Annotated in this window: 11 protein-coding genes; 7 read left to right on the top strand and 4 right to left on the bottom strand. The window is 63.6% G+C overall.

The window, feature by feature from the left end; genetic code table 11:
- Positions 1 to 76: 76 nt before the first annotated feature.
- Positions 77 to 844 carry a siderophore-interacting protein gene (locus NUV89_RS10005; RefSeq protein ID WP_257781150.1) on the bottom strand — a complete coding sequence of 256 codons (768 nt, stop codon included), beginning with the start codon at positions 842 to 844 and terminating at the stop codon, positions 77 to 79.
- Positions 841 to 1,362, bottom strand: a complete 522-nt coding sequence (locus tag NUV89_RS10000; RefSeq protein WP_257781149.1) for a PadR family transcriptional regulator — start codon at positions 1,360 to 1,362, stop codon at positions 841 to 843. Before NUV89_RS10000 ends, NUV89_RS10005 begins: the two co-directional genes overlap by 4 nt.
- A gap of 461 nt (positions 1,363 to 1,823) precedes the next feature.
- On the opposite strand from NUV89_RS10000, the gene NUV89_RS09995 reads away from it, so the two are divergent.
- From NUV89_RS09995 to NUV89_RS09970, 6 genes are all read left to right on the top strand, one after another.
- Positions 1,824 to 2,324: a CS1 type fimbrial major subunit gene (locus NUV89_RS09995; protein WP_257781148.1), complete on the top strand. Its 501-nt coding sequence runs from the start codon at positions 1,824 to 1,826 to the stop codon at positions 2,322 to 2,324.
- A 126-nt stretch (positions 2,325 to 2,450) separates the two neighbouring features.
- On the top strand, positions 2,451 to 4,964 hold the full coding sequence (locus tag NUV89_RS09990; RefSeq protein WP_257781147.1) for a CS1-pili formation C-terminal domain-containing protein: 2,514 nt from the start codon (positions 2,451 to 2,453) through the stop codon (positions 4,962 to 4,964).
- Positions 4,965 to 5,304: 340 nt separating this feature from the next.
- The gene (locus NUV89_RS09985; protein ID WP_257781146.1) at positions 5,305 to 6,219 is read left to right on the top strand and encodes a hypothetical protein; all 915 of its coding nucleotides are present in this window, start codon (positions 5,305 to 5,307) and stop codon (positions 6,217 to 6,219) included.
- Between the two features lie 26 nt (positions 6,220 to 6,245).
- On the top strand, positions 6,246 to 6,986 hold the full coding sequence (locus NUV89_RS09980; protein WP_257781145.1) for a molecular chaperone: 741 nt from the start codon (positions 6,246 to 6,248) through the stop codon (positions 6,984 to 6,986).
- 4 nt (positions 6,987 to 6,990) lie between these two features.
- Positions 6,991 to 7,473 (top strand): fimbrial protein, encoded by a 483-nt coding sequence (locus tag NUV89_RS09975; RefSeq protein ID WP_257781144.1) that lies wholly within the window; start codon positions 6,991 to 6,993, stop codon positions 7,471 to 7,473.
- 19 nt (positions 7,474 to 7,492) lie between these two features.
- Positions 7,493 to 8,707: a hypothetical protein gene (locus NUV89_RS09970; RefSeq protein ID WP_257781143.1), complete on the top strand. Its 1,215-nt coding sequence runs from the start codon at positions 7,493 to 7,495 to the stop codon at positions 8,705 to 8,707.
- A gap of 5 nt (positions 8,708 to 8,712) precedes the next feature.
- On the opposite strand, the gene NUV89_RS09965 is transcribed toward NUV89_RS09970, so the two are convergent.
- Positions 8,713 to 13,557, bottom strand: a complete 4,845-nt coding sequence (locus NUV89_RS09965) for an NEL-type E3 ubiquitin ligase domain-containing protein (RefSeq protein WP_257781142.1) — start codon at positions 13,555 to 13,557, stop codon at positions 8,713 to 8,715.
- Positions 13,558 to 13,730: 173 nt separating this feature from the next.
- Between NUV89_RS09965 and NUV89_RS09960 the strand changes: the two genes are divergently transcribed.
- Positions 13,731 to 18,284, top strand: a complete 4,554-nt coding sequence (locus NUV89_RS09960) for a hypothetical protein (protein ID WP_257781141.1) — start codon at positions 13,731 to 13,733, stop codon at positions 18,282 to 18,284.
- On the opposite strand, the gene NUV89_RS09955 is transcribed toward NUV89_RS09960, so the two are convergent.
- On the bottom strand, positions 18,264 to 21,347 hold the full coding sequence (locus NUV89_RS09955; RefSeq protein ID WP_257781140.1) for a biosynthetic peptidoglycan transglycosylase: 3,084 nt from the start codon (positions 21,345 to 21,347) through the stop codon (positions 18,264 to 18,266). The two genes, NUV89_RS09960 and NUV89_RS09955, sit on opposite strands and share 21 nt — an antisense overlap.
- Between the last annotated feature and the right edge of the window lie 215 nt (positions 21,348 to 21,562).

Genomic DNA, 21,562 nt, shown 5'->3' with positions numbered 1-21,562 from the left:
TCAGTTAACACATGCATCGACTGACACACCGCTTTCGCGAGCAAGCCCGCTCCCACAGTTTTGACCGAGTCTGGTCTCAGTCTTCTTCGCTGCCTTCGGCACGCCAGTAACCCACGGCCTTGAGGAATTCCTCGTTGACCTTGTGCGTATCCAGCAACACGCGCCGCACCTGGCGCGACACCTTGGTTTCCATCGCCACGAAGCTGTACAGCGAGCCACTCGGCAGTGCGATTTTCTGCACGACGTCGAGCAGGTCATCCTGACCACCAATCACCCAGATCACCTCAACATCGGCGGCACTCTTCAGCGCCTGCTTTTCTGCCGCATCGGCGATCTCGATCACCGCCAGCACCGTGCGCCCCGCCGGCAATTCCTCCAGGCGCCGCGCAATGGCGGGCAGGGCGGTTTCGTCGCCGATCAGCAGGTAGCTGTCGAAGATATCCGGCACGATCATCGAACCCCGTGGCCCGCCGATATACAGGTGCTGGCCGACTTGTGCCTGATCGGCCCAGGTGGACGCAGGGCCATCGCCGTGCAGCACGAAGTCGATGTCCAGCTCGCCGATGTCCAGGTCGAAGCGGCGTGGCGTGTAGTCGCGCATCGCCGGTTGCGGGCCATCGCCCTTGATGCTGAACGTCGGGCTTTCCAGCGCAGCCTGTTCGGCGGCGTTCTGCGGGAACAGCAGCTTGATGTGATCGTCACTGCCCAGGCTGACAAACCCGGCCAGTTCAGGTCCGCCCAACGTAATGCGGCGCATGCGTGGGGTGATATCGACCACCCGCAACACTTGCAGGCGGCGGCGTTTGATTTCGTGGGTAACGCGATGGATAGCTTGCGTATTCATTGGTCTTTCCCGTCGGCAATGGCTTGAGCGGTGCGATTGAGCAGCGCCGCGACACGAACGATTTCTTCCGGGCTCCAGCGCCCGTGGTGCGAGTGCAAGGCGTGGCGCAGGTTGTGCACCGCCTCGTGGATCTCCGGCGGGCGGTCATGGCCGCGCAGCGAACGCTTGCTCACGTCGATGCGCATGCGCACACCGTCCAACGCCACCTGTTGCTCGCTTAAGAAGAGACGACCGGCGTCGGTGATTGTGTAGCGTTTTTTTCCGCCGTCAGGATCGCTGACGATCAGATCGCTTTCTTCCAGGAAGGTCAGGGTCGGGTAGATCACGCCGGGGCTGGGGCTGTAGGCGCCATCGAACAGGCTTTCGATGCGGCGGATCAGGTCGTAGCCGTGGCACGGCTGCTCGGCGATCAGCGCCGGCAGCAGCAATTTCAAGTCGCCGGGTGCAAATACCCGGGGGCCGCGACCGCGGCCTGCGCGCGGGTCAAAGCCGTCGCGCTGGTGAGGATGGTCTCGCATGGGTGGGAGCCTCTGTGTGTGTCTAGATATAACGTAAGATATATCTTAATGCCCGTGCAAGAGCGCCCGACAAACGGTCGCGCCTGCGCAGGGCAGGGGGGCGCCATTCGTCGATTCACTAGAGTAACTACTCAAGTTGTGCTGTAAGTTCTAATTTGTTGTAAATGTTGTTGTTTTTTAGTTGCTGTAATCCTCGTCTTACGTATAACTTCGTTAATAAACCATTCTCATTAAGTCTCGCGTAGTCCACGTCTTACGGATGCATTTAAAGTTTTGGCAAAGTGCTATATTTTTCCTGTGTGTCGTGGTGTGACAGAACTACGGGGTTAAACGAATAGGATGGCTTACTTTCTTGGAAGTCAACTTGATACTTGTCCGGCGTTGCACAGGCAGCTGTTGTGCAATGCAATAAGTTGGAAATTCACTTTCCAAAATTCTTATTTAGATGACAGGTATTCACCATGTTCAAGAAACTTGCCGTAGCGGCACCGTTTGTTGCAATCGCCCTGAGCTCTTCGATTGCGATGGCTGCCGATGACGCACGCTCGTCCATCAATATCTCGGCCAGCATCCCGACCAAGCAGTTCCATGCCCAACCGCGCGACCCGGAGTTCGGTAAAGCGGAAGTCATGAACTACAACCCGGTCAGCGGTGAGCTGAGCAACCTGCGCGCCACCTTCGACGTGAAAAACACCGACGGCTCGGTGCACGCCTACATCGAAGGCGGCCCGACGGCGGCGGCGCTGTACAACGGTTCGGACAGCATCGCGGTGACCAACATGTTCAACGGCGTCGTCCTGACCGCCACCCCGCAGGAAGTGGTGGATGACCCGCAATCCACCCCTGGCACCCAGGCTGACCTGATCGTGACCGCTGCTCGCCCAGCCGACACCCAGAACGGCCTGTACACCTCCAGCTACACGGTGATCTTCGACGCGGTACCGCGTACCCCGGCACCGTAAACCGAGGGTAAACCCTGCGGTCCCACGACCGCAGGCGTGTGAAAAGACAGGCCGGTACCTTCCTCCCCGAAAGCCGGCCTGGTTTAAAACAGTCTCGACTGTCCGTACCGAACGAGTATTGCGTCCATGTTTTCGAGAACGCCAATTGCGGGCGCGCTTGCGCTATTGCTGTGCGTCAGTGCCTGGGCTGCGCCCGGCACTACGCCGGGCAACTTGTTGTCACAGTCCCAGGGACTGCCTGAAGATTTCGAACAACACTTTTTTGATGTGCCCCTGGCGGTTCGCGTGGAGCTGGATCAACAGTTTCTCGGCGAAGCCATGATTGTCTTGGGACGCGACGACCGTATTACCCTGCTGGAGTTTACCGACAGTGGCGACAGCCCGATTTCGGCAAGTACCCGTGCCACCTGGGAGCAACTTCTGCAACAAGGCATGGCCCTGGGCGGCTGCCAGCAAAGTTGCCCGTCCCAACTATTGGCCGTGCATTACAGCCTGGAAAACTCACTGGTTTCCATCCTCACGGAAAACGTCGAGCGCACGGCCCAACTCAAGCAGTACTACGATCAGCCGTCCAGCGGCAGCCTCGGCCTGATCGTCAATAACCAACTGAACATCACCGGTGGCGAAGACGAGGAAGTCGGCGGGCGCTTCGGCCTGGAAGCCAGTTCCAGCATTGGTAACTGGACCCAGGCGATGAACCTGCAGTTGTCACGCCTGGGCGGCACCGACACCACGCTGTACCACGCCATGCACGAGCTTTATACCCAGCGCGAACTCGAAGGCGATTTTGTGCGCCTGGGGTATTTCACCCCCGGCTCCAACGGCTTGACCCGACAGATCCGCTCCTTCGGCGCCAACCCGGACACCGCAGTCGGCCTGATGTACGGCAGCTCCGACAGCCTGTTGGTCAACAACCCCAAGCCCAGCGTGTACCCGGTGTACGTCACGGCCAGCCGCCAGGCCGCCGTGGAGATCTACCGCGACGGCCTGTTGATTAACACCCAGCCCGTCGCCGCCGGCCTGCAAACCCTGGACACGCGGCCCTTGCCGGGCGGCATCTATGAAGTGGAAGTGCGCCTGATCGAAGACGGCCTGACCACCTCCACCACCCAGGAGCTGATCTACAAACCCAACAACTGGCGCAACGCCGACGAGCGCTGGCGCTACAACACCTTTGTCGGGCGCGAATCCAGGCTGTTGAGCAACTGGGATGAACAACCTTCGGGCTTCATCACCTACGGCGCGGGCCTCAACTACCTGCTGCACCCACGGGCGATCCTCGGTCTGTCCGCGCGTAAAGTGCGCGAAAAGATGCAGTACGGCACGTCCATCGACTGGACCCTGGGCAACAGCCTCAGCCTGTATGCCAACGTCTACCAGACCCAGGACCACGGCACCGGCATGGACCTGCAAACCCTCTACAGCTACGGCACGGGCAGCGTGGTGTTCAGCCACAACCGCAGTTGGCTGGACACCACCCGCACCTACGAGCTGTTGCCGGACGGCACGCGCCTGCGCCAGCGCAACGTGTTTGTCGGCCAGACCAGCACCACGTCGCTGTCCCTCAACCATCGCGTGAGCAACAAGAGTTCGATCAACTCGCGGCTTTCCTACAGCCAAGGCAACCTGGAAGGGCTTGGCCTGGATGTGGGCTGGACCCAGCGCGGCACGCTCCTGGGCAGCGATGCCAACTGGCGCCTGTCGCTGTTCGACCGCCCGGCCACCGCCAGTACCGGCGATCAACGTAACCGTGGCATCGACCTCAGCGTCAGCCTGGCGTTGGGCGCGCCGGGGGAACAGTGGTCGGCCAGCATCGGTTCGCGTACGGCAAGGGACGGCAGCCGCGACAACAACGGTTCGCTGACCTACCAGAAAACCTTCGAAGACCACCTGCTGCAAAGCGTTTCCGGCACCGCGACGGCCGACACCTACGGCGTCGGGTTATCGGGGCGCGCCAGCTTCCAGAACGAGTTGCTCTACGGCGACACCTACGTGCAGCGTTCCTCGTTCAACAACAACGTGAGCGGCGGCCTCAACCTGGCCAGCACCGTGGCGGTGGGCGGCAGCAAGATGGTGCTCAGCAGCCAGCCCCAGGGCGGCGGCGCAGGGATGATCGTGGACGTGGAAACCGACCTCGACGACATCACCCTGCGCGCCGACGACCTCACCGGCGGCAGCGCCCGCCTGCGGCCGGGGCGCAACTTTGTGCCGATCACTGCGTACAAAAGCAGCACCCTGGCGTTCGACTTCGATGGCAATTACCCACCCGCTGCCACTATCCAGCCGGCACGCAGCAACTACCACCTGAACAAAGGCGGCGTGGAGTACCGCAAGGTCAGCGTGATGAAAACCGTCACCGTGCTCGGCCGCCTGGTGGACGAGACCGGCCAGCCCCTGCGCGGGCACCACGTCATCAACCACGCCAGCCGCGCGGTGAGTGAAGTGGACGGCTTCTTCTCCATGGAGATGACCGCCGGCGCGCCGACCCTGGAGGTGCGTTTTGCCAACCAGTTGTTGTGTCAGTTCCGCCTGGACCCTGCGGCGGCGCGGCGGGAGAGCGATGTGTTGATGATCGGCGATTTGCGCTGTACGCCGGACACCTTGGCGGATGTCGCCTTCGCCACTCGCGCGGCGGGCTGATGCCATGTTCAGGAGTCTGTGTGTGAATACGTTCTATCGATGTGTCATTAGTCTGGTTTTGGTGCTCGTGGTATCGCCGGTGTATGCGGGCAATGCTGAAGTCCGTGCAGAGTTTCGCCCGGACCCTTCCAACCCGATGGTCAATCGTTTCAAAAACGTGACGCCCAGCAGTGGCTACTGCCAGCACTTCATCGGGTTTTGCGAGCCACGGGGCTTGTTCAGTCTCAACTTGCCGATCGGTCCGCTAAACCAGACGACCGGCGGACCAGTGCAGGCCAATCACCCCGACCCACGCCAAGGTGCCTACCTTAAGGTGCCCTCGGAATGGCGAACTGTAACGGTGACGAACGACCGAGGCGACAGCGCTCAATTGGAAGTGCGCATTTCCGGCATCGGTGGTCGGCATGACCTGGGCGCGAGCGTGGTAGCGATCACGGGGGGGGGCAACCATGAGCAGCTGTGGAGTACCGGCCGTTGGCACAAGGCACCTGCGCCTTGCCTTCCCTCTGGCGGTTTGACAGGGAGCGACATCCACATTGTCTGGTTTTGGCTTGTGCCGGAAAACGCCGGTGCGTGTGCAACCCAGGCGTTGTTCGACATTCCCAATTATTTTTATCGTTATGTGCATTTCGGCTACGAATTGCGCACACCCAACCCTTTGACGATGCCCTCTGGCACGTACTACGCAAGCCAGACCTACACCGTAGGTCCCGGCATGGACTTTGATCTCGGTGACCGGGTGCTGCCGAACGAGAATCTCGCCACCCTCGATTTTGTGCTGGAGGTGGATCACATCCTCAAGGTCGAAGTCCCCCCCGGCGGCAACCGCATCCAACTCGAACCCCAGGGCGGCTGGCAAGCCTGGCTGCAAAACGGGCGCAAGCCGGTTCGGCTGTTCCGCGACCAGACCATCGGCCTGTGGACCAGCACTGCTTTCAAGATGACCCTCGAATGCCCCGGGCAGGCCATGGGCAACACCTGCAGCGTGCGCAACGCGGCCGGGCACCAGGTACCGCTGGACATTGCCGTGACCTTGCCGCCCGGCCTGGCCGACGCCGCCGGGCGCCCGGTCAACCGCCTGCCATTGGCCCTGGATGGCAGCGGCACCGAACTGTTTCAACCGTCGCGGTATATCGACCGCAAGCCCTCCACCCTGCATTTCGAGATCAAGGCCGACGGCGTCACGCAGATGCTCGAACAGCCGGCCAGCACCTACTCGGGCAGTGCCACGGTGGTCTGGGATTCGGAAGTCTAAAACGCTTTTTTAATGAGGTTGAGTCAATGAAACGTGTGTTGATGTTGTGCAGTCTGTGGCTGGTTTCCCTCGGCGCCCTGGCCGGCCCGCAGATCAATGTGGGGGTGGTGTACGACTACCTCAGCGGCGATAAAAGTACCTACATGAAACGGGTGTTCAACGGCGGCACGTCGACGGCGTTCGTCAAGGTCAACATCCTTGAAATGATCTACGACGCCGACGGCACTTACCGCGAAGTGCCCCTCAAGGACCAGGCCGGCGCCACCGCCCGCGACGGCCTGATGGCCAGCCCGGCGCGCCTGATCGTGCCGGCCAACGGCACCCAGGGCACGCGCTTGCTGTTCATGGGCGACCGCGACAAGGAGCGTTACTTCCGCGTGCGCTTCGTGCCCGTGGTGCCCCAGGCCGAGGACGACTTTGCCGTGACGGACGAAGAGCGCGCCGACTACAAGGCCAGCCTCGCCGCCGGGGTGCGCGTGCTCGCCGGCTACGGCACGGTGTTTTTCGTACGGCCCAAAAATACCCGCTTCGACACCGCGATCCAGGACAACGGCCAGCGCTACACCCTGCGCAACAACGGCAACAGCGTGGTGGTGGTGGACGAGTTCAAGGACTGCGCCGTCGCCGCCCCCCAGGAGTGCCGGCCGACCCTGCGCCATCACATCCGCGCCGGGAACAGCTACGGCTTCGACAAGGAGGCGGGTCGCGAATACCGCTTCAGCCTGATCGAAGGCGACAAGCGCCAAGCCATCGCGGTCAAGGGGTGAGCCCATGTACAAAGTAGCCGCCCTGATTGCGCTGGTCATTGTCTTGGGGTTGTCGGCTTCCCGGGTCGAGGCCGCCGTCGAGCGCGAGACCTTCGAGGTCTACGTGACGATCCCCACGGCCGACTTCTACGTGCTGCCGGTGGACCCGCAACTGGTGCAACGCGAACAGCGCCTGGCCTACAACCCGGTGAGTTCGCAACTGGCCACCTTGCGTGCGCCGTTCGATGTGAAAAACATCGGCGGCGCCATCGGTGCCCGGCTGGACCAGGAAGCGTACCTGTCCAACGGCACCGACCGGGTGGACCTGCGTGTGACCTTCAACAACGTGGAGCTGGGCCTTACGCAAAGCGAAGTCGTCGCCAGCGCCGACGCCCGCCCGGGCAAGCGCGTGGGCCTGGAGATTGCTGCGATCAAGCCGGTGGACGATTACCAACCGGGCAATTATTACGGCACGGTGCATATGGTGTTTGATGCGATTGCGCCCTGAGTGGCTGGAGCGTGTTTTGATGAAGAGTTTGAATGTGCGCGGGTTTATAGCGCTGGCACTGTGGCTGTGCATCACTCCGGCCCAGGCGCTGGTGCAGGAAATGACGGCGGAGTTTCGCCCCGATCCTTCCAACCCGATGGTCAATAAATTCAAGAACACCACGCCGGAAAGTGGTATTTGCCCTTGGCATATTCCTGCGCTGTGCAAACAGCTGGGGATATTCAGCATTCGCACGAGCGACGTCCAGTTCGTGTCCAACGGCCCCATCCAAGGGAATCACAGCGACCCGCGAAAGGGCGCGATGTTCAAGGTGCCCACCGAGTGGCGTGACCTGACGGTCACGAACACAGTCACGGCGAAAACCGAGACCGTCCAGCTCAGAATTGCCGGGATTGGTGGCAAGTTTTTGCTGCCTGCAGGGCATGACCAGTCGGTATGGTTGGATGGAAGCTATCGCTGGGCGTTTCCTGGGCCGCCTTGCCTCGGCACCGGTTACGCGACGGGCAATGCGCGGCTGTTACTGTGGTCGTGGATCACCCCGCTCAACATCGGCGCCTGCACCAGGCCGGCGGTCAAGGATATCCAGGCGCTTTTTTATGAGACCTTCGAGTATTCCTATGCGTTGAAGACTCCCAACCCGTTGAAAATGGACGCTGGCCAATACGTCGGTAGCATCACCTATACCATTGGGCCGAATGCCGACTTTGATTTCGGCGACATCATGATTCCCTCCGACGGCATCCTGACCTTCAACTTCACCCTGGACGTCGACCACCACCTGAAGGTCGAGGTGCCCCCCGGCGGCAACCGTATCGCGCTGGAACCCCAGGGCGGCTGGCAGGCCTGGCTGCAAAACGGGCGTAAACCCAGCCGGTTGTTCCGCGACCAGACCGTCAACCTGTGGACCAGTTCGGCCTTCAAGATGACCCTCGAATGCCCCGAGCCCATGGGCAACACCTGTAGCCTGCGCAACGCGGCGGGCCACCAGGTGCCGCTGGAGGTCGCGGTGTCGCTGCCCTCCGGCCTCACCGACGCCGGCGGGCGGGCAGTCAATCGCCTGCCCTTGCGCCTGGACGGCAGCGGCACCGAGCTGTTCGAACCGTCACGCTATATCGACCGCAAGCCCTCGACCTTGCACTTTGAAGTGAAGGCCGACGGCGTGGCGCAGATGCTTGAACAGGCGGGCAGCACCTACAACGGCACCGTCACCGTGGTGTGGGACTCAGAGGTGTAGGGCCATCAGGCGTTTCCCGCCTCATGGGCCTCCAGTCGCTGCAACGCCTCGCGGGTCAGGCGGCGGGCCAGGTCCGTCTGGCTGGGCAGGTCGTCGGTAAAGCCGGCGGCGAGGATGCGCTCATAGGTCGCGGTGCTCATCGGCTGCCCGCTCAGCACCTCGGCGTGGGGCACGTTGAGGGCGTCGGCCAGGGTCAGTAAACGCGGGGTCTGGGCCAGCCGTTCCGTGGCGGACGCGTTGGCCCACTGGTTCTGGGCGAACAGCAGGTCGTCGAGGGGGTCGAGCAAGGCATTGCCGTGGTCGAGGCTGGCCTGGAACCTTGGCGCATGGGCTTCGCGCAGGTACTGGTCCCAGAAGGGTTGTTCGAGCATGGCTTTCGCCAGCCCATCGCCAGCCTCTGGAACCTGCACATTGTCGAAGGCGTTCTGCAGCTGTTTCGGGCTCACATCGGCCGACCTGCGGTAGCTCATGTGCGGCGATATCCACGGTAGTTTCAGGCGCTCCTGCAACGCGGTCTGGTAGGCCAGGTAGACCTCCACCTCGTCCACCGTGCCCGGTACGCCATCTACCAACTCACTGCTGTAGCGCAAGCCTTGGCCACCCTCGGCGCGGGGTTTGACGCGCTGGGCAATGTCCGCCTGGATGAACCGGTTGAGCCGGTCCAGCCGGGACTTGCCCCTGGCCAGTTCAGCCAGTTCGCGTTCGCGCACGGCGGGGTTCGGCAGGCGGTAGATTTCCGCCAGCCGCACCTGGACGCCCATGCTGTTGAACACCTGTGCGCCCGCGTCGGCGCAGTTCACCGGGTGGCTGGCCATGACGAACAGGCGCGAACGCAGTGTGTGGTCGTCGTGCATGGCGCGCAGCATGCGCCAGACCTTGTCGGTCAATTGTGCACGGCCGGATGCGTGTCGCTCGCCATTGGCCAGGGTCTCGAATACATCGGCAAACTCCAGGCTCTTGATGACTTCGAAGAATCCCTGGGAGCCGTGTTCCTGCTCAAGGTCCTGCCACAGGCTTTTCAGCCCTGGCTGGTGCTGCGGCGGCGCTTTTTCCAGCCAATACGCGCTGTCCCCCTTGGGGGGGTAGGTGCGATAGGGGTCCAGGCCAGCGGCCAGGCGGTAACTGACCAGGCGCTGTTCGCCGTCGGCGGTCAAGCGATTGCGGTCCAGGCGCGTCCAGGCCACTACTTCGGCTTCAGGCGTCCAAGGCAAAAACTGCGGCACACTGTTGATCGCCGTGTTTTGCAGGTCCAGCTCGAACCCCGAGGGTCTCGGCTGATCGAACAGCCCTTCGGGCCAGTCCTCGATGGCGGTGTTGTTCAGGGACAGGGCTTGTAGTTGCGCCATGTCGCCAAGGTTCGGGGCACGGGTCAACTGGCGGTTGTCGCTGAGGTTCAAGCGTTGCAGCTGGGTCAGTTCGCCGAGTTGGGCGAGGTCGGCCGCGTCCCACTGGATCATGGTGTCCATGAAACTCAGCTGTGTCAGCGAAGTCATGCGCCCCACGGCTTGCGGCAGCCGCGTCAGTTGGTTGCCACGCAGGCTGAGGCTGATAAGGCGAGGGAAGTGGTCGAGGATTGCCATGTCGCTGTCGAGCAATTGGTTACCGGCCAACTCCAGGTGCAGCAGATGATCGAAGTTGGCATGCAACGGCAGGTTGCCCAGCTCTCCCGGCAGTTGCACGCCGCGTATGGAAAACGTCTGGGCGGTGGTTTCGATGTTGGCCTCCCAGGCCCGCAACATGCCCCTGGCCAGGGTCAGGCGTTGCTGGCTGAGCGTGATGGGCTCGTCGTCCGGCGCGGCGTTGACCCATTCCAGCAGATCCTCTTGCAGCCGATCCTTTTCCACTTCGCGCGCTGCGAAGCGCTGCAATTGCAGCGGATCGTCGAGGGATTGCAGGTAGGTGTCGATGACGCCTGGATCGGCGTAGGGGTACAGCGCCTTGACCCGGCGTTCCAGCGGGTTGGGGAACAGGTCGCAAAACCAGGACGCCGCACGGTGCATGGGTTTTTGGACGAGGGCCAGGGTGTCTTTGGCGGGTGTTTCGCCGAGCACCGGGTCGGCCAGCACGCGGCGGCGTTCCGCGGGCGCACGCAACGTGTCCATCACCCAACGCTTGAGCGCTGCGCCGTCACCGGGTGCGTAGCCCAGGGCTTGGATTTTGGCCGGGGGCAGGGCGGCGAGCACGGCATTGAACAGGTCAGTGGCGGGCTGCTCCCGCGCCTGGCCGTTGTCATGGATTTCATAGTGTCCGTCGGTCTTGAGCAGCAGCCTTTTGGCACGGGCATTCTGCGGGCCGGCACTGGCGCGCAGTTTGGCAATCGCGGTGTGCTGGCGGATTTCGATGCGGCAGTCTTCGAGGCTGTCGCTGTAGACGCGCAGGGTGTCGAGGAGCATCTGCTCGGTGTCCGGTCCCAACAGTTGCGGGTCGTAGAAGCCTTGGTAGGCGTGGGCAGCCTTGGCCTGCAACTGCCATTCGCGGGCAAGGTTCTTCAGGCGCAAGGGCAGTTGCTTGTGGGTGTCCAACCGGTTCAGTTCTTCCGGCCAGGCCTGGCTGAGGACGTGCTCCACCAGGCTTTTCGGCAGCCCGGGGCATGCTTCGCGCACCTGCAGGCCGCGTTCGCTGACAAGGTCTTCGCTGTGGCGGTAGAGGTAGGCGAACAAGGAGCCCTGGCGCTGGGCGAGGTGGTCGGCCAGGCGGTTGCGCAGGGCATCTATCTGTTGCGTGCGGCCCTCGGGCAGCGTGCCCAGCAGGGTGGTGAGTTCGCCACTGTCGAGGTTGTCCACCAGGCGTTCGGGCAACTTGCCCAGGTTCAAGTCGTCGCGGCTGATGCTCAGGGTCAGCGTGGCGTCGGCTTCGCCGAAGCGCAGGTGGTCGCCGCTCAGGTCGGCGTTTTCATACACCAGGATTGCCCGATCCTGCGGCCAGCCCGGCAGTTCGCGGGCGATGTAGGGGCTCCAGTAGGTGTCCTGGTCCACCGGCTTGCGCGTGCGCAGTTGTTCGGGGATCTCGGCGGCCTGCTGGTTCAGGCGCACGCGCTTGACGGTATCGTCCAACAGCGGTGCCACCAGGTTGTCGGTTTGTACGGCGCGCAGTGTGTCGTGGTCGAGGCCGCTGGTGGCGAGGATCTGTTGCTGTTGCGCCGGGTTGAACGGCCCCAGTTCACGCAGGCGTCGGGTATCGCTCCAGGCGCGTGGGCCGGGGTTGCGCCGGATCGGCGGCGCATAGGCGTCGGGGCGGCTGGCGTGCTGGATGCGATAGTCACCGCTGGCGCCATTGGGGCTGAGTACGTAGTGCGCGCCGTCCACCGGCAGAATGCGCTGCCCGGCATGGGTATGCACGCCCAGTTCATCGGGTGTCGACTCAGCCGGCAGTTGCAGCGTTTGCCGATAGGGCGTCGGGTCCGGGTTCCACAGCCGCGTCTTGCCTTTGACCTCGACAGCCTTGAGCTGGTTGACGAAGGCCGACTCCAGCAGCTTGCCGCCGACACTGAAGGTCGCCAGTTGCACCACGTCCGTGAGCACCCCCACCAGATGCCCGGCGGCTTCCAGCGCCTGGCCCCGGGCCAGGTCGACGACGCCTTCCACCACCTCGTCCAGCAGCTGATAGGCGGTGTAGGCCAGCATCGCCTCGCCCAGCAGGGGCACGAAAGGGGTCGCGACCAACAGCACCACATTCAATGCACTCTCCAGGATGTGGCTGAACGTGTCCCACCAGGCCCAGCGCGCGCGGCTGTCGGCTTGTGCCGTGGACACCGCTTGCTCACGGCCATCGTTGAGGATTTTATTCAGTGCAGCCTGGTACAGCTGCGGCCACAGTTCGCCGTCGATGCGGCTGGCGCTGTAGGGCGCCCGTTGTTGCAGGCCATGGATAAATGCGCGCTGCTGTTGCCGGTCGATAAATTGGCTGAAGAACTGGCGGTAGGCCGGGTCTTGCAGTTTTTTCGCCAACGCCTCGCGAAAGGCCAGGGTGCTGGGGTAGGCCTGGATCGCGCCGTGGGGATCATGGGGGATGTACGCCACCACGGGCGCGACATCCCGCGCCAGGTCGAGGTCGTTGGCAATCAACAGCACGCCGGTGAGCAGGGTGTCCATCAGGCGCAATCGATAAAACTGCATCACCCCGCGCTCGCCCTTCACGGCGCGTTGCAGCAGGTGAAAGGTCGCCGGGTCGATCTCGCCGCGCAGTTGGGCCAGGTGCGCGGCCGCGTTCAGGGCGGCTTGCTGGCTGGCGATCACTTGGGCTTGCAGGCTGTTCCTGTCGGCCTCCAGTGCCGGTTGCAGGTGTGTTTGCAGGTGCTTGGCGTATTGGGCGCCGAGGTCCAGCTCGCGACAAAGATCGACGAATTGCTCGATGCTCATGCGTGTGTGGTGCGTTTCGATGTTGAACTGACCGCGGGCGTCTGGCTGGCTGACGTAGCGCGAACTGTCGGTGAAGCGTTCGTTGCTGGCAAAGTTTTGCAGGGCCGCGTTGAGCAGCGACACGGTGCGGCTGGTGCTGCCCTGGAGAATGGTGCCGCGGCGGCTGACCAGAAACACATGGGTTGCGCGTACGTCCAGGGTCAGCCCGTACTGGCGTTGCAGTGCAGCGACCAGCAGGGGCTCGGCGAAGGTGTACACATCCTGCAGGTCTTTCAAGCGTTGATCGACGCTGTTTTGCCTGGCCCAGGCCTGGGCATTGGCGGCCTTGAGCGGGGTGTGCAGGGCGGCAGGCGCATGGATCAGTTCGGGCAACCGCTCCAGGGACGCCCGGCCCAGCGCTTGTGTTCGGTGCCAGGCGCTGGCGTGCAGCCAGTCGGGCAGGCTGTTCTTGATGAGTGCGTAATGCGGGCCTTTATCCGGTGTGGCAGGCATGGTGATGGACCTTGAGTCGTAGACAAGGCCAACAGCCTAGGAGTGCGGGACGACTGCCAGGGGTTAGATAGTTAGGGCATGGCGGGCGTCGGCCTGCGGGGTATTTGTCTAGTGCGGGGCAGGGACGGCCGCACGCTAGGGTGGGCCTTTGAACTTCACCGAGAATTGTGTTGATGACCGCCACTGACACCCGCCCGATTTCCTTGCGCCAAGTCCATATTGACGAAATTCGCAGCGTGTTTGCTGACCCGCCCTCCCTTGCCACGGTGGCTGCTGACAGCGCCCAGGCGTACCTGGATGTGCATTTCGCCGAAGGCAAGTACAACGCCGGGCATCTTGAAATTGCCGGGCCGAGCGGGCCTTTCCGCTCGGTCACCGCGTGGGTTCTGGAACGCCTCGCCGCTGGGCGGCCGACCTTGCTGGTGGAGCAGTATCATCGGGCGGCAACACGGGTGCGCGAGATCTATGTGCCGAGCAATCTCAGCCTGGCGCAGGTGGAGGTGCTCATCAACCGCTGCGGCAGCGAGCTGCTGGGGTTGTACGCGCGGCGTCTGCAAGCCTGGTGGGGTGAAGCGCTGCCGGTGAACATGACGCGCTGGGGTTACCTGTCCGATGAACTGCTGGAACTGTTGTACGACACCCCTCGGCCACCCGGCATGAACGCGCAACAGTTTGCCGTGGTGCTACCCAAGTCGCTGTTTTACCCACGCCGCCCCAATCGCCTGTGGAGCGCCCACGGGCCGGCACTGCGGGTGCAGACGGTGCATGTGCGCACCGGCGGCGCTACGCAGATGTTGCCGTTGCTGCTGTTCAGCCAACCGTCCGGCCCGGGCGTGGTGCTGTTCAGTGCGGCCAGTGGCGTGCAGGTGCTCGACGACCTCGGCGCAGTCCACGCGTTGTTGCCGGCCCATGCCAGCCCGTTGCTGGCGCCCTTGAGCGGCGAATGGTTCGCGCTGGATGCCCAGGGCGATCCCTTCGATGCCTTGGCCGCCAGTTATTTGCAGCGCCAGTTGCAGGAAATCGCCAGCCTCGATCTCAGGGTGCCGCGCAGCCTCGAGGACTATCAGCAGCTGCTGGCGATCATCACCGACAGCCGCCGTTGGTTCGAACCCAACCTCAGCGCCCGCCAGCAATACCTGCGTGACCACCTGCCGCCCTGGCTGGCCCATGCCGACAGTGACGCGTGCATCGATTACGCGCAGTTGCTCCAGGCCCTGGTGCTGGACCGCCAGCAGCACGGCTACCAGCACTTTCTGGACGGCATCCCCACCTTGCGCAGCTATGCCGACGGGCGCCTGACCACCTGCCTGGGCAAAGAGCCCCGTGCGGCGAACCTTCATCCTGCCGATATCGAGTTGACCTTCGACCGGGTGATCGCCGCCGCAGTGCCGGTGCCCGGCGGCTTCATCGCCGGTGAAGTGCACACGCAGACCCTCAGCCTGACCGACCTGGCCCTGGAAAACCTCGCCGGTCATGGCTACACCGCCAAGTCGATTCGTCTCAAGGGCGCCACGGCCCCGGCCTGGCTGACGTATGCGCTGCTCAAGGCCTGCGTGACCGCGGCGGATGTCGGCCAGGCCTACCCGGCGCTGCTGAAAAAACACCTGATCGATGATCGTGCGGACGCCACCCGCCGTTGCCGGCGCTTCAGCCAGCAACTGCGCATTCAATTGCCGATGCAGGCGCTGGAGTGGCAGATCAAGGGCGAGCATGGCATGACCCGCGATGGCTTTCGTCGGCTGCGAGCGGCCCTGCACGCCAGCGCCGATGGGCGCAAGGTCGATGGCCGGGCGATGGCGTTGTGGCCGTTGGCGTTCAAGGCGACGGCGACGGCCGCCGCAGACCGGGTGGCCAATATGTTCATCATCGGCCCGCAACAGGGCGAGGCCGGTTGCCACGTGCTCTATCGCCCGCTGTACGAGCCGTCGTTACAGGCGTTCACCTCATTGACCGGGTTGTTTGATGCGATCAAGCAACCCGGCGCGCTGCAGGACAGCGTATTGACCTGGATCGACGCGCGGCGCCAGGCGGTGTACGCCAACAAGGGTTTTCACGAGCCCCATGTGCGGCATTTTCTGCCGGGGGACGAGTTCACCACCTACCAGAAACCCGCGCCTGCGCAGTTGAGCAAGACCGTCTCCAGCCTCGACCCGGCGCACCAATTGTTCAGCGCCATGGCCGAGGCGCTGGTGACGCTGGCGGACCGGCAATCGGTGTCCAACGCCGAGCAACGCTGGGCCAGCCTCAAACAGATCGGCTGGTTGGTGTTTGGCACCCTGCAACCGTTGCTGTCCGGGCCATTGATGCTGGTGGGCTGGCTGGTGCAGTTGCTGGACACTGCCGAGCAGGATATCGCCGCGCTGCAAAGCACTGACCAGCAGGCCCGCAACATCGCGTTGATGGACATGCTGGCCAACCTGATGGTGGTGCTCGCGCACCAGGCCGCGCCCCATGATGTGCGTCGGCATGTGGCCCTTGAACACCCGGTCTTTGCGCCCTTGGCCGAGGCGGACACCGCCCCCGTTGCGCCGGTGCTCAGGCTGCCTCCTGCCGGCTTCACTGCGCCCACCAGTTGGGCCAATGCGCGCAATGCGCTGACCCCGGCGTTGCTGGCGCGGCTGCAGGCGATGAGCGTCAAGACCTTTGCCGAACCCTGGCCAAAAACGCTGCCCGGCGCGGAAAAAAGCGGGCCGTGGCAAGGCTTGCTGCGTGACGCACAAAAGACCCCGACGCAATGGGATGCGCTGGTGCGTGGGCATCAATACCGTGTGCGGGTTGAAGGCGGGCGGGTGCGGGTGACCAGCGCCGACGGCAATCGCCTTGGCCCCTGGCTCAAAGCCGTCGCCCCGGGGGTGTGGGAGGTGGATCTGCAATTGCGCCTCAGCGGCGGGGCCGATGGCGCCGCACAAGCACCCGCCGACCCCCAGGTGCTGGAGGCGCAGTACCGCCAAGCCATCACCGCGAGCGGGCGCGCCCAGCGGGCCATGGAAATCGCCCGGCACCTCGCCGAGCAACCTGCGCAAACGATTGATGATGCGCAACGCACACGTGTCCTGGCCAGCTACTGCACGGCGCTGGAAAGCAAGGTCGAGCATGTGCGCAACGAGGTGCAATTGTTGCGGCGCTTGCGCGAGCTGGCACCGCGGCCGCGCTATGAGCAAGAACTGAGCGAGCTGCTGTATTCGGCGCTGCTTACCCTGCAAATATTGGATAGCCAATTGCGCGTCCGGGTGCAGCAAGCCAGCACCCGGCTGTTGCCCTTGCTGAGCCGTGGCGAGGAGGCCTACGCCGAACTGAACCGGGGCATGCGCGAGCTGACGGCCAGTTACGAAAGCGTGATTCACTGGCGCATCGTGGAGGAGCGCTGCTTTGATGAACTGCGGCAAGTCCCCAGGTTTGGGCGGCGCAAGGCGGACCTGGCCGCGCAGACAATCCCGGCGCGCCCCTCGATCCTCGATCTGCAATCCCTGCAACTGGGCACCCTGGCCGGGTTGGCCATCGATGTGCCCGGCTCGGTGTATGAACCCGAGTTGCTGGACAGCCTCAAGCACACCTTCGAACGTGCCCGTTGGGCGACACGCTCCCTGGCCGAATTGCCCCAACTGCAAGCCAGCGATGCCGAGCAGATCGAATTGCTCGACAGCGTAGACCACGTGCTGGCGCAGACCGACGACCGCATCAACCTCTGGCGCGCGACCGAACCGGAGCGGTTCGACGCCGAGTCCCTGGGTAAGCTGCAGGCCTTGCTCACCACCCTGCGCGAACAGGTGGAACGGGACCTGGGCGCGCTGCTGGAGCCGGTATCACCCGATATGCCCGCGCAACCAAGGCCCACCGCTCCGGTCGCCCGCCGCAAGAAAATCATCCGTACGCGCACCCGTGACCTGGTGGTGGTCGGTAGCGACGACGCCGGCAGCCATACGGCGCAATTGACCGACGCGAGCGGAAGTGTGATCGGTACCTTCACCGAGGCGGACGACGGCGTATGGGAGCAACAACCCGCCACCTCCACCCGGCATTCCGACCCCGAGTTGGGGAGTTTGTTGAAGCGCGCCGAGACCTTGGTGCAGGACGTTGAAGGCGATATCACCAAGGTCGAGGCAACGACTTCGCGGGCTCAAGATCCGGCTTCCCTGCAACACTTGCTGGAGGCCCAGGCGCAGCGGCGCTTGTGGGTGGCGGATGCGATCCAGAAGAAATTGCTAGGCCTGGAACATGCCCGCTTGGCGGCGTTGCAACAGGCCAAGGCGCGCAGCCTCGAAAGCCGATTGCGGGCGGCCGTGGTGCGGTTGAACGAGGCCGGGTTAACTGCGCGAATCCGCGCAACCCTCGCGAAAAAAAACCAGCCGCTGACTCAAGACGAAGTGGCGTTCCTCGACCAGCACCATGAAGTCATGATTGTCCGCCGTGGCCCGCGTTCCCCGCTTAAAGGGCCGCCCCCGGAATACTTGCAGGAGTACGCGGTCAACAATGCGCGCACGGGCGAGACCCTCGCGTTTGCCCATTTCCACTATAAAAAGAAAGGTGACCTCGATGACCACTTCACCGCTGCTCACCTCAAGACCGTCGAGCAGGTGCGCATGGGCCGCCAGGCCCAGGCCCAGGTCGAAGCCCAGGCGTTTTCCCGCATGCGCAGCGGTCAGAGTGGGCGGGTGCCGACACTGCAGGTGCACCGTGCAGAGATCCAATTGCAGCTGGCACGCAGGCTATTTTTCAGTGTCGATTGAAGCCAGTGGCGCACACAGGGTATGGCTGCCCGGTTGCAGGTACGGCAACAAAATCGGCGCCATGCCCTTGAGCACCTGCACGGGCAACGCCGAGGTAAAGGTGAACTGCTGCGCCGTGCGCCCCGGCACGTAGGCGGTGAGTGTGCCGAAGTGCTGCTCGCCCAGATAGAACACAAAGGTCGCGGTGCGGTTCAGCGATTTGGAACTGATTACTCGCCCACCCGCGCCGATGGCCTCGATACGGTTATCGCCGGTGCCGGTCTTGCCGCCCATGGCCAGCGGCGTGCCGTCGGCCAGTTTGAAACTGCCGGCCACGCGTTTGGCCGTGCCGGCGTCCACCACTTGGGACAGCGCGCCGCGCAAGGCCTGGGCGACTTCTATCGGCAGCACGCGCTTGCCGGGGGCCGGGTCATTGACCATGCGGGTGTCATAGGGCGTGTCGGCGGCAAAGTGCAAGCTGTCGATACGCAGCACTTTGCCGCGCACGCCATCGTTGAGGATGATCCCCATCAACTCGGCCAAGGCGGCCGGCCGGTCGCCGGAGCTGCCAATCGCGGTGGCCAGGGACGGCACCAGGTGATCGAAGGGGTACCCCACGGCCTGCCAGCGCTGATGAATATCCAGGAACGCCTCGATCTCCAGCATGGTGCGGATGCGGCTGTCGCGGGCGCTCTGATGGCGGCTCTTGAACAGCCAGCTATACACCTCCTGGCGCTCGAACCGGCTGGCCTTGACCACCTCGCTGAAGGTCGCCTCGGGGTGGTTGAGCAGGTAGCCGAGCAACCACAGGTCCAGCGGGTGAACCTTGGCGATATAGCCTTGGTCGGGCAGGTCGTAGGCGCCGGGGCGATAGCTTTGGTACAGCCGTTCGAGACGCTCGTCGCTGAGTTTTTCGTTGACCAGGTGCGAGCGCACAAAACGGTTGAAGCTGTCCTGGCTGGCCTCGGGCAGCAGGTAGCGGTGGACGGCGGCGAGGCGGATGGGCGTGGGGCGCAGGCTGTCGAGGAAGGTGTCGAGCCGGGCCTGGGTGTCTTTCTTCTGGTACTTCTTCCAGAACTTTTGCAGGAAGGCCGTGCCTTCGCGGTCGGCAAATTGCGCCAGGTATTCCTGGCGGCGCGGGTCGTTGTCGTCCTTGAGCAGTTGCGCGCTGTTGTTGGCGCCGGCGTAGGTGGTGTAGCGCACCACGTCGCGCATCAGGCGGATGAACGGCAGGTTGATCGACTCGCGCAGGGCATCGCGCAGGGTGGGGTTGCGAGTGTTGTCCTGGCTGCGGAAATTATGAAAATGGTGCAGGCCGCCGCCGGTGAAAAAGCTTTCGCCGGGGCTGGCGGAGTACGTGCGGTCCAGTGCCGCGTCGAGCATCTTGGCCAGGCTTTTGTCCGGGCTTTGCAGCAGGTAGTCCACGGCCCAGCGGCTCAGGCGGTCCTGGGGGTCGAACTGGAGGTTTTTCAACGCTGCCGGGGCCTGTGCGGCGTACTGCCCATGCAGTTCGGCGATGATTTGCAGGTAGGTGGTGAGCACCCGCAGCTTGGCGGTGGAGCCCAGTTCCAGCTTGCTGCCTTCGTTGATGTCGAAGGGTTGGTCGGTGTTGTCGGTTTGCACCCGCACCCGGGCGCCGTCGGGGGTGAGTTCGAACAGGGTGAAGCTGTAGCGCACCTGGGGCGTGCTGGCCGGGGTCAGCAGGCGTTCGCCGAGCAGGCCGGTCTGGCGCGCGAACTCGGGGTCGGCCAGTTGCTTGAGGTAGGCGGTGACGTCCTGTTGCAACGGCCCTTGCAGGGTCGAGGTGGCGGACAGGTCCAGGCGATCAAGGTCGTACAGCGGCCGTTGGAGCAAGGTGGCCAGGCGGCTGCGGGCGACGCTGATGCCTTTGTTGGTGTCGATCGGTTGCACGGTGGGTTGCAACTGCCAGTCGCGGTAAGTGACCTGCGCCGCCAGCGCCGCCGTGAGCAGGCGGGAATCAATCACGCCGTTTTGCGCCAGCAGGCGTAAATGACTGTCGCTCAGTTGCGCCAGTTCTTCGCGGCCCCGGGCCAGGTAATGGGAGGGCCGGCGCTGGGCGATGATAAGCGTCAGCACTTGGCGCAGGGCCAGGGCCTTGGGGGCAAGGTCCTGGCCCAGCAGTGCCTGGTTCACTTGGTTGAAATCGGCGCCGAACCATACCCGCAACCCCTCGGCCATGCCGTGCACTTCGCCGTGGCCGGGCACGGCGGACAGCGGCACGCTGTTGAGGTAGTCACGCACGATGGTTTGCCGCGCCACCAACGTGTCCGGCCCGGCTTGATAGGCGCGCACACCGGCTGAAAACATCTGCCGCAGTTTTTCGCCGCCGGATAGCGTCAGGCCGTCCGGGGAGTGGCGGTATTTTTCCAGCTGGGTCGCCAAGGTGCTGCCGCCTGCGCTCTGGCCGGGCAGGTGCAGGACCTTCGCGAGTTGCGACCAGGCCGCCTTGGCGAAGCGGGGCCAGTCCACCGCCGGGTTGGCCTGGGGCTGGGCGGGGTCGAGCAGGTCGCGGTTTTCGATGAACAGCAAACTGTCCACCACCAGCGGCGGGATCGTGGCGAAGCTGGCATAGAGTTGTTGCGGGTAGGTGTATTGATACAGCGGCTGCGCGCGGCAGTCGGTGATCGACAGGCCGGCCTGGCTCTTTTCGGCATAGGGTACGAACAGGCCGTTGGCGGTGTAATCCATCAGCCCGGGGGAGAAGCGCGCCTGGGATTCGACCACGTAGCCGCGCTTGAGCAACCGCGCGAGGAATCCCTCCAGGTCGCTGTAGCCCAGGCGCCGGTCAAACGGTCCCGCACCGGGGTAGGCCATGGCGTCGCTGGGGCCGGGTTGCACGCGGTAGGTGAGGTCGTTGGCCAGGCGGCTCAAGTGTTCGGCTTGCAGGCGCGAGGTGCGCACTTCCTTGGCGGCGGCAAAGCCGAGGGCAATCACTGCCATCAGCAGCACCAGCCAGATCAGGCGGCGGGTGTAGCGGTGTTTTTTCGCGGGCAACGGCGCCGGGGTCTCACTGCTGCGATGCTGCGCAGCCTTGTTCGAGTCGGTTTGCCACAGTGCGCCCATAGTCGATTGATCCCTGCACGCAGATTGATCGGACTTGCTGGAAGCTTAGTCGCTGGGGGCTGCATGTGAGGGAATTGTGTTTTATTCGTAGGACTTTTTTCGGGGTGCGCTGCGGCGTTTTGCCGCTGCGGGCAGGTCATATGCTCCTGTAAAGTGGATCTATGTCGCGTTGTTTCACTAAATTACCCCTGTTTTATAGTGAAAGACCCTGACCT

The organism is Pseudomonas sp. 18.1.10 (assembly GCF_024655625.1).
Lineage (GTDB): Bacteria > Pseudomonadota > Gammaproteobacteria > Pseudomonadales > Pseudomonadaceae > Aquipseudomonas.
The sequence above is the reverse complement of the archived record's forward strand: the minus strand, read 5'-3'. Positions and strand labels throughout refer to the sequence as shown.

Bases quoted from the DNA above. Each gene is read 5' to 3' on its own strand.
- NUV89_RS09990 (WP_257781147.1), top strand. From the start codon at position 2,451: ATGTTTTCGAGAACGCCAATTGCGGGCGCGCTTGCGCTATTGCTGTGC.
- NUV89_RS09995 (WP_257781148.1), top strand. From the start codon at position 1,824: ATGTTCAAGAAACTTGCCGTAGCGGCACCGTTTGTTGCAATCGCCCTG.
- NUV89_RS09955 (WP_257781140.1), bottom strand. From the start codon at position 21,347: ATGGGCGCACTGTGGCAAACCGACTCGAACAAGGCTGCGCAGCATCGC.
- NUV89_RS09965 (WP_257781142.1), bottom strand. From the start codon at position 13,557: ATGCCTGCCACACCGGATAAAGGCCCGCATTACGCACTCATCAAGAAC.
- NUV89_RS10000 (WP_257781149.1), bottom strand. From the start codon at position 1,362: ATGCGAGACCATCCTCACCAGCGCGACGGCTTTGACCCGCGCGCAGGC.
- NUV89_RS09960 (WP_257781141.1), top strand. From the start codon at position 13,731: ATGACCGCCACTGACACCCGCCCGATTTCCTTGCGCCAAGTCCATATT.
- NUV89_RS10005 (WP_257781150.1), bottom strand. From the start codon at position 844: ATGAATACGCAAGCTATCCATCGCGTTACCCACGAAATCAAACGCCGC.
- NUV89_RS09970 (WP_257781143.1), top strand. From the start codon at position 7,493: ATGAAGAGTTTGAATGTGCGCGGGTTTATAGCGCTGGCACTGTGGCTG.
- NUV89_RS09975 (WP_257781144.1), top strand. From the start codon at position 6,991: ATGTACAAAGTAGCCGCCCTGATTGCGCTGGTCATTGTCTTGGGGTTG.
- NUV89_RS09980 (WP_257781145.1), top strand. From the start codon at position 6,246: ATGAAACGTGTGTTGATGTTGTGCAGTCTGTGGCTGGTTTCCCTCGGC.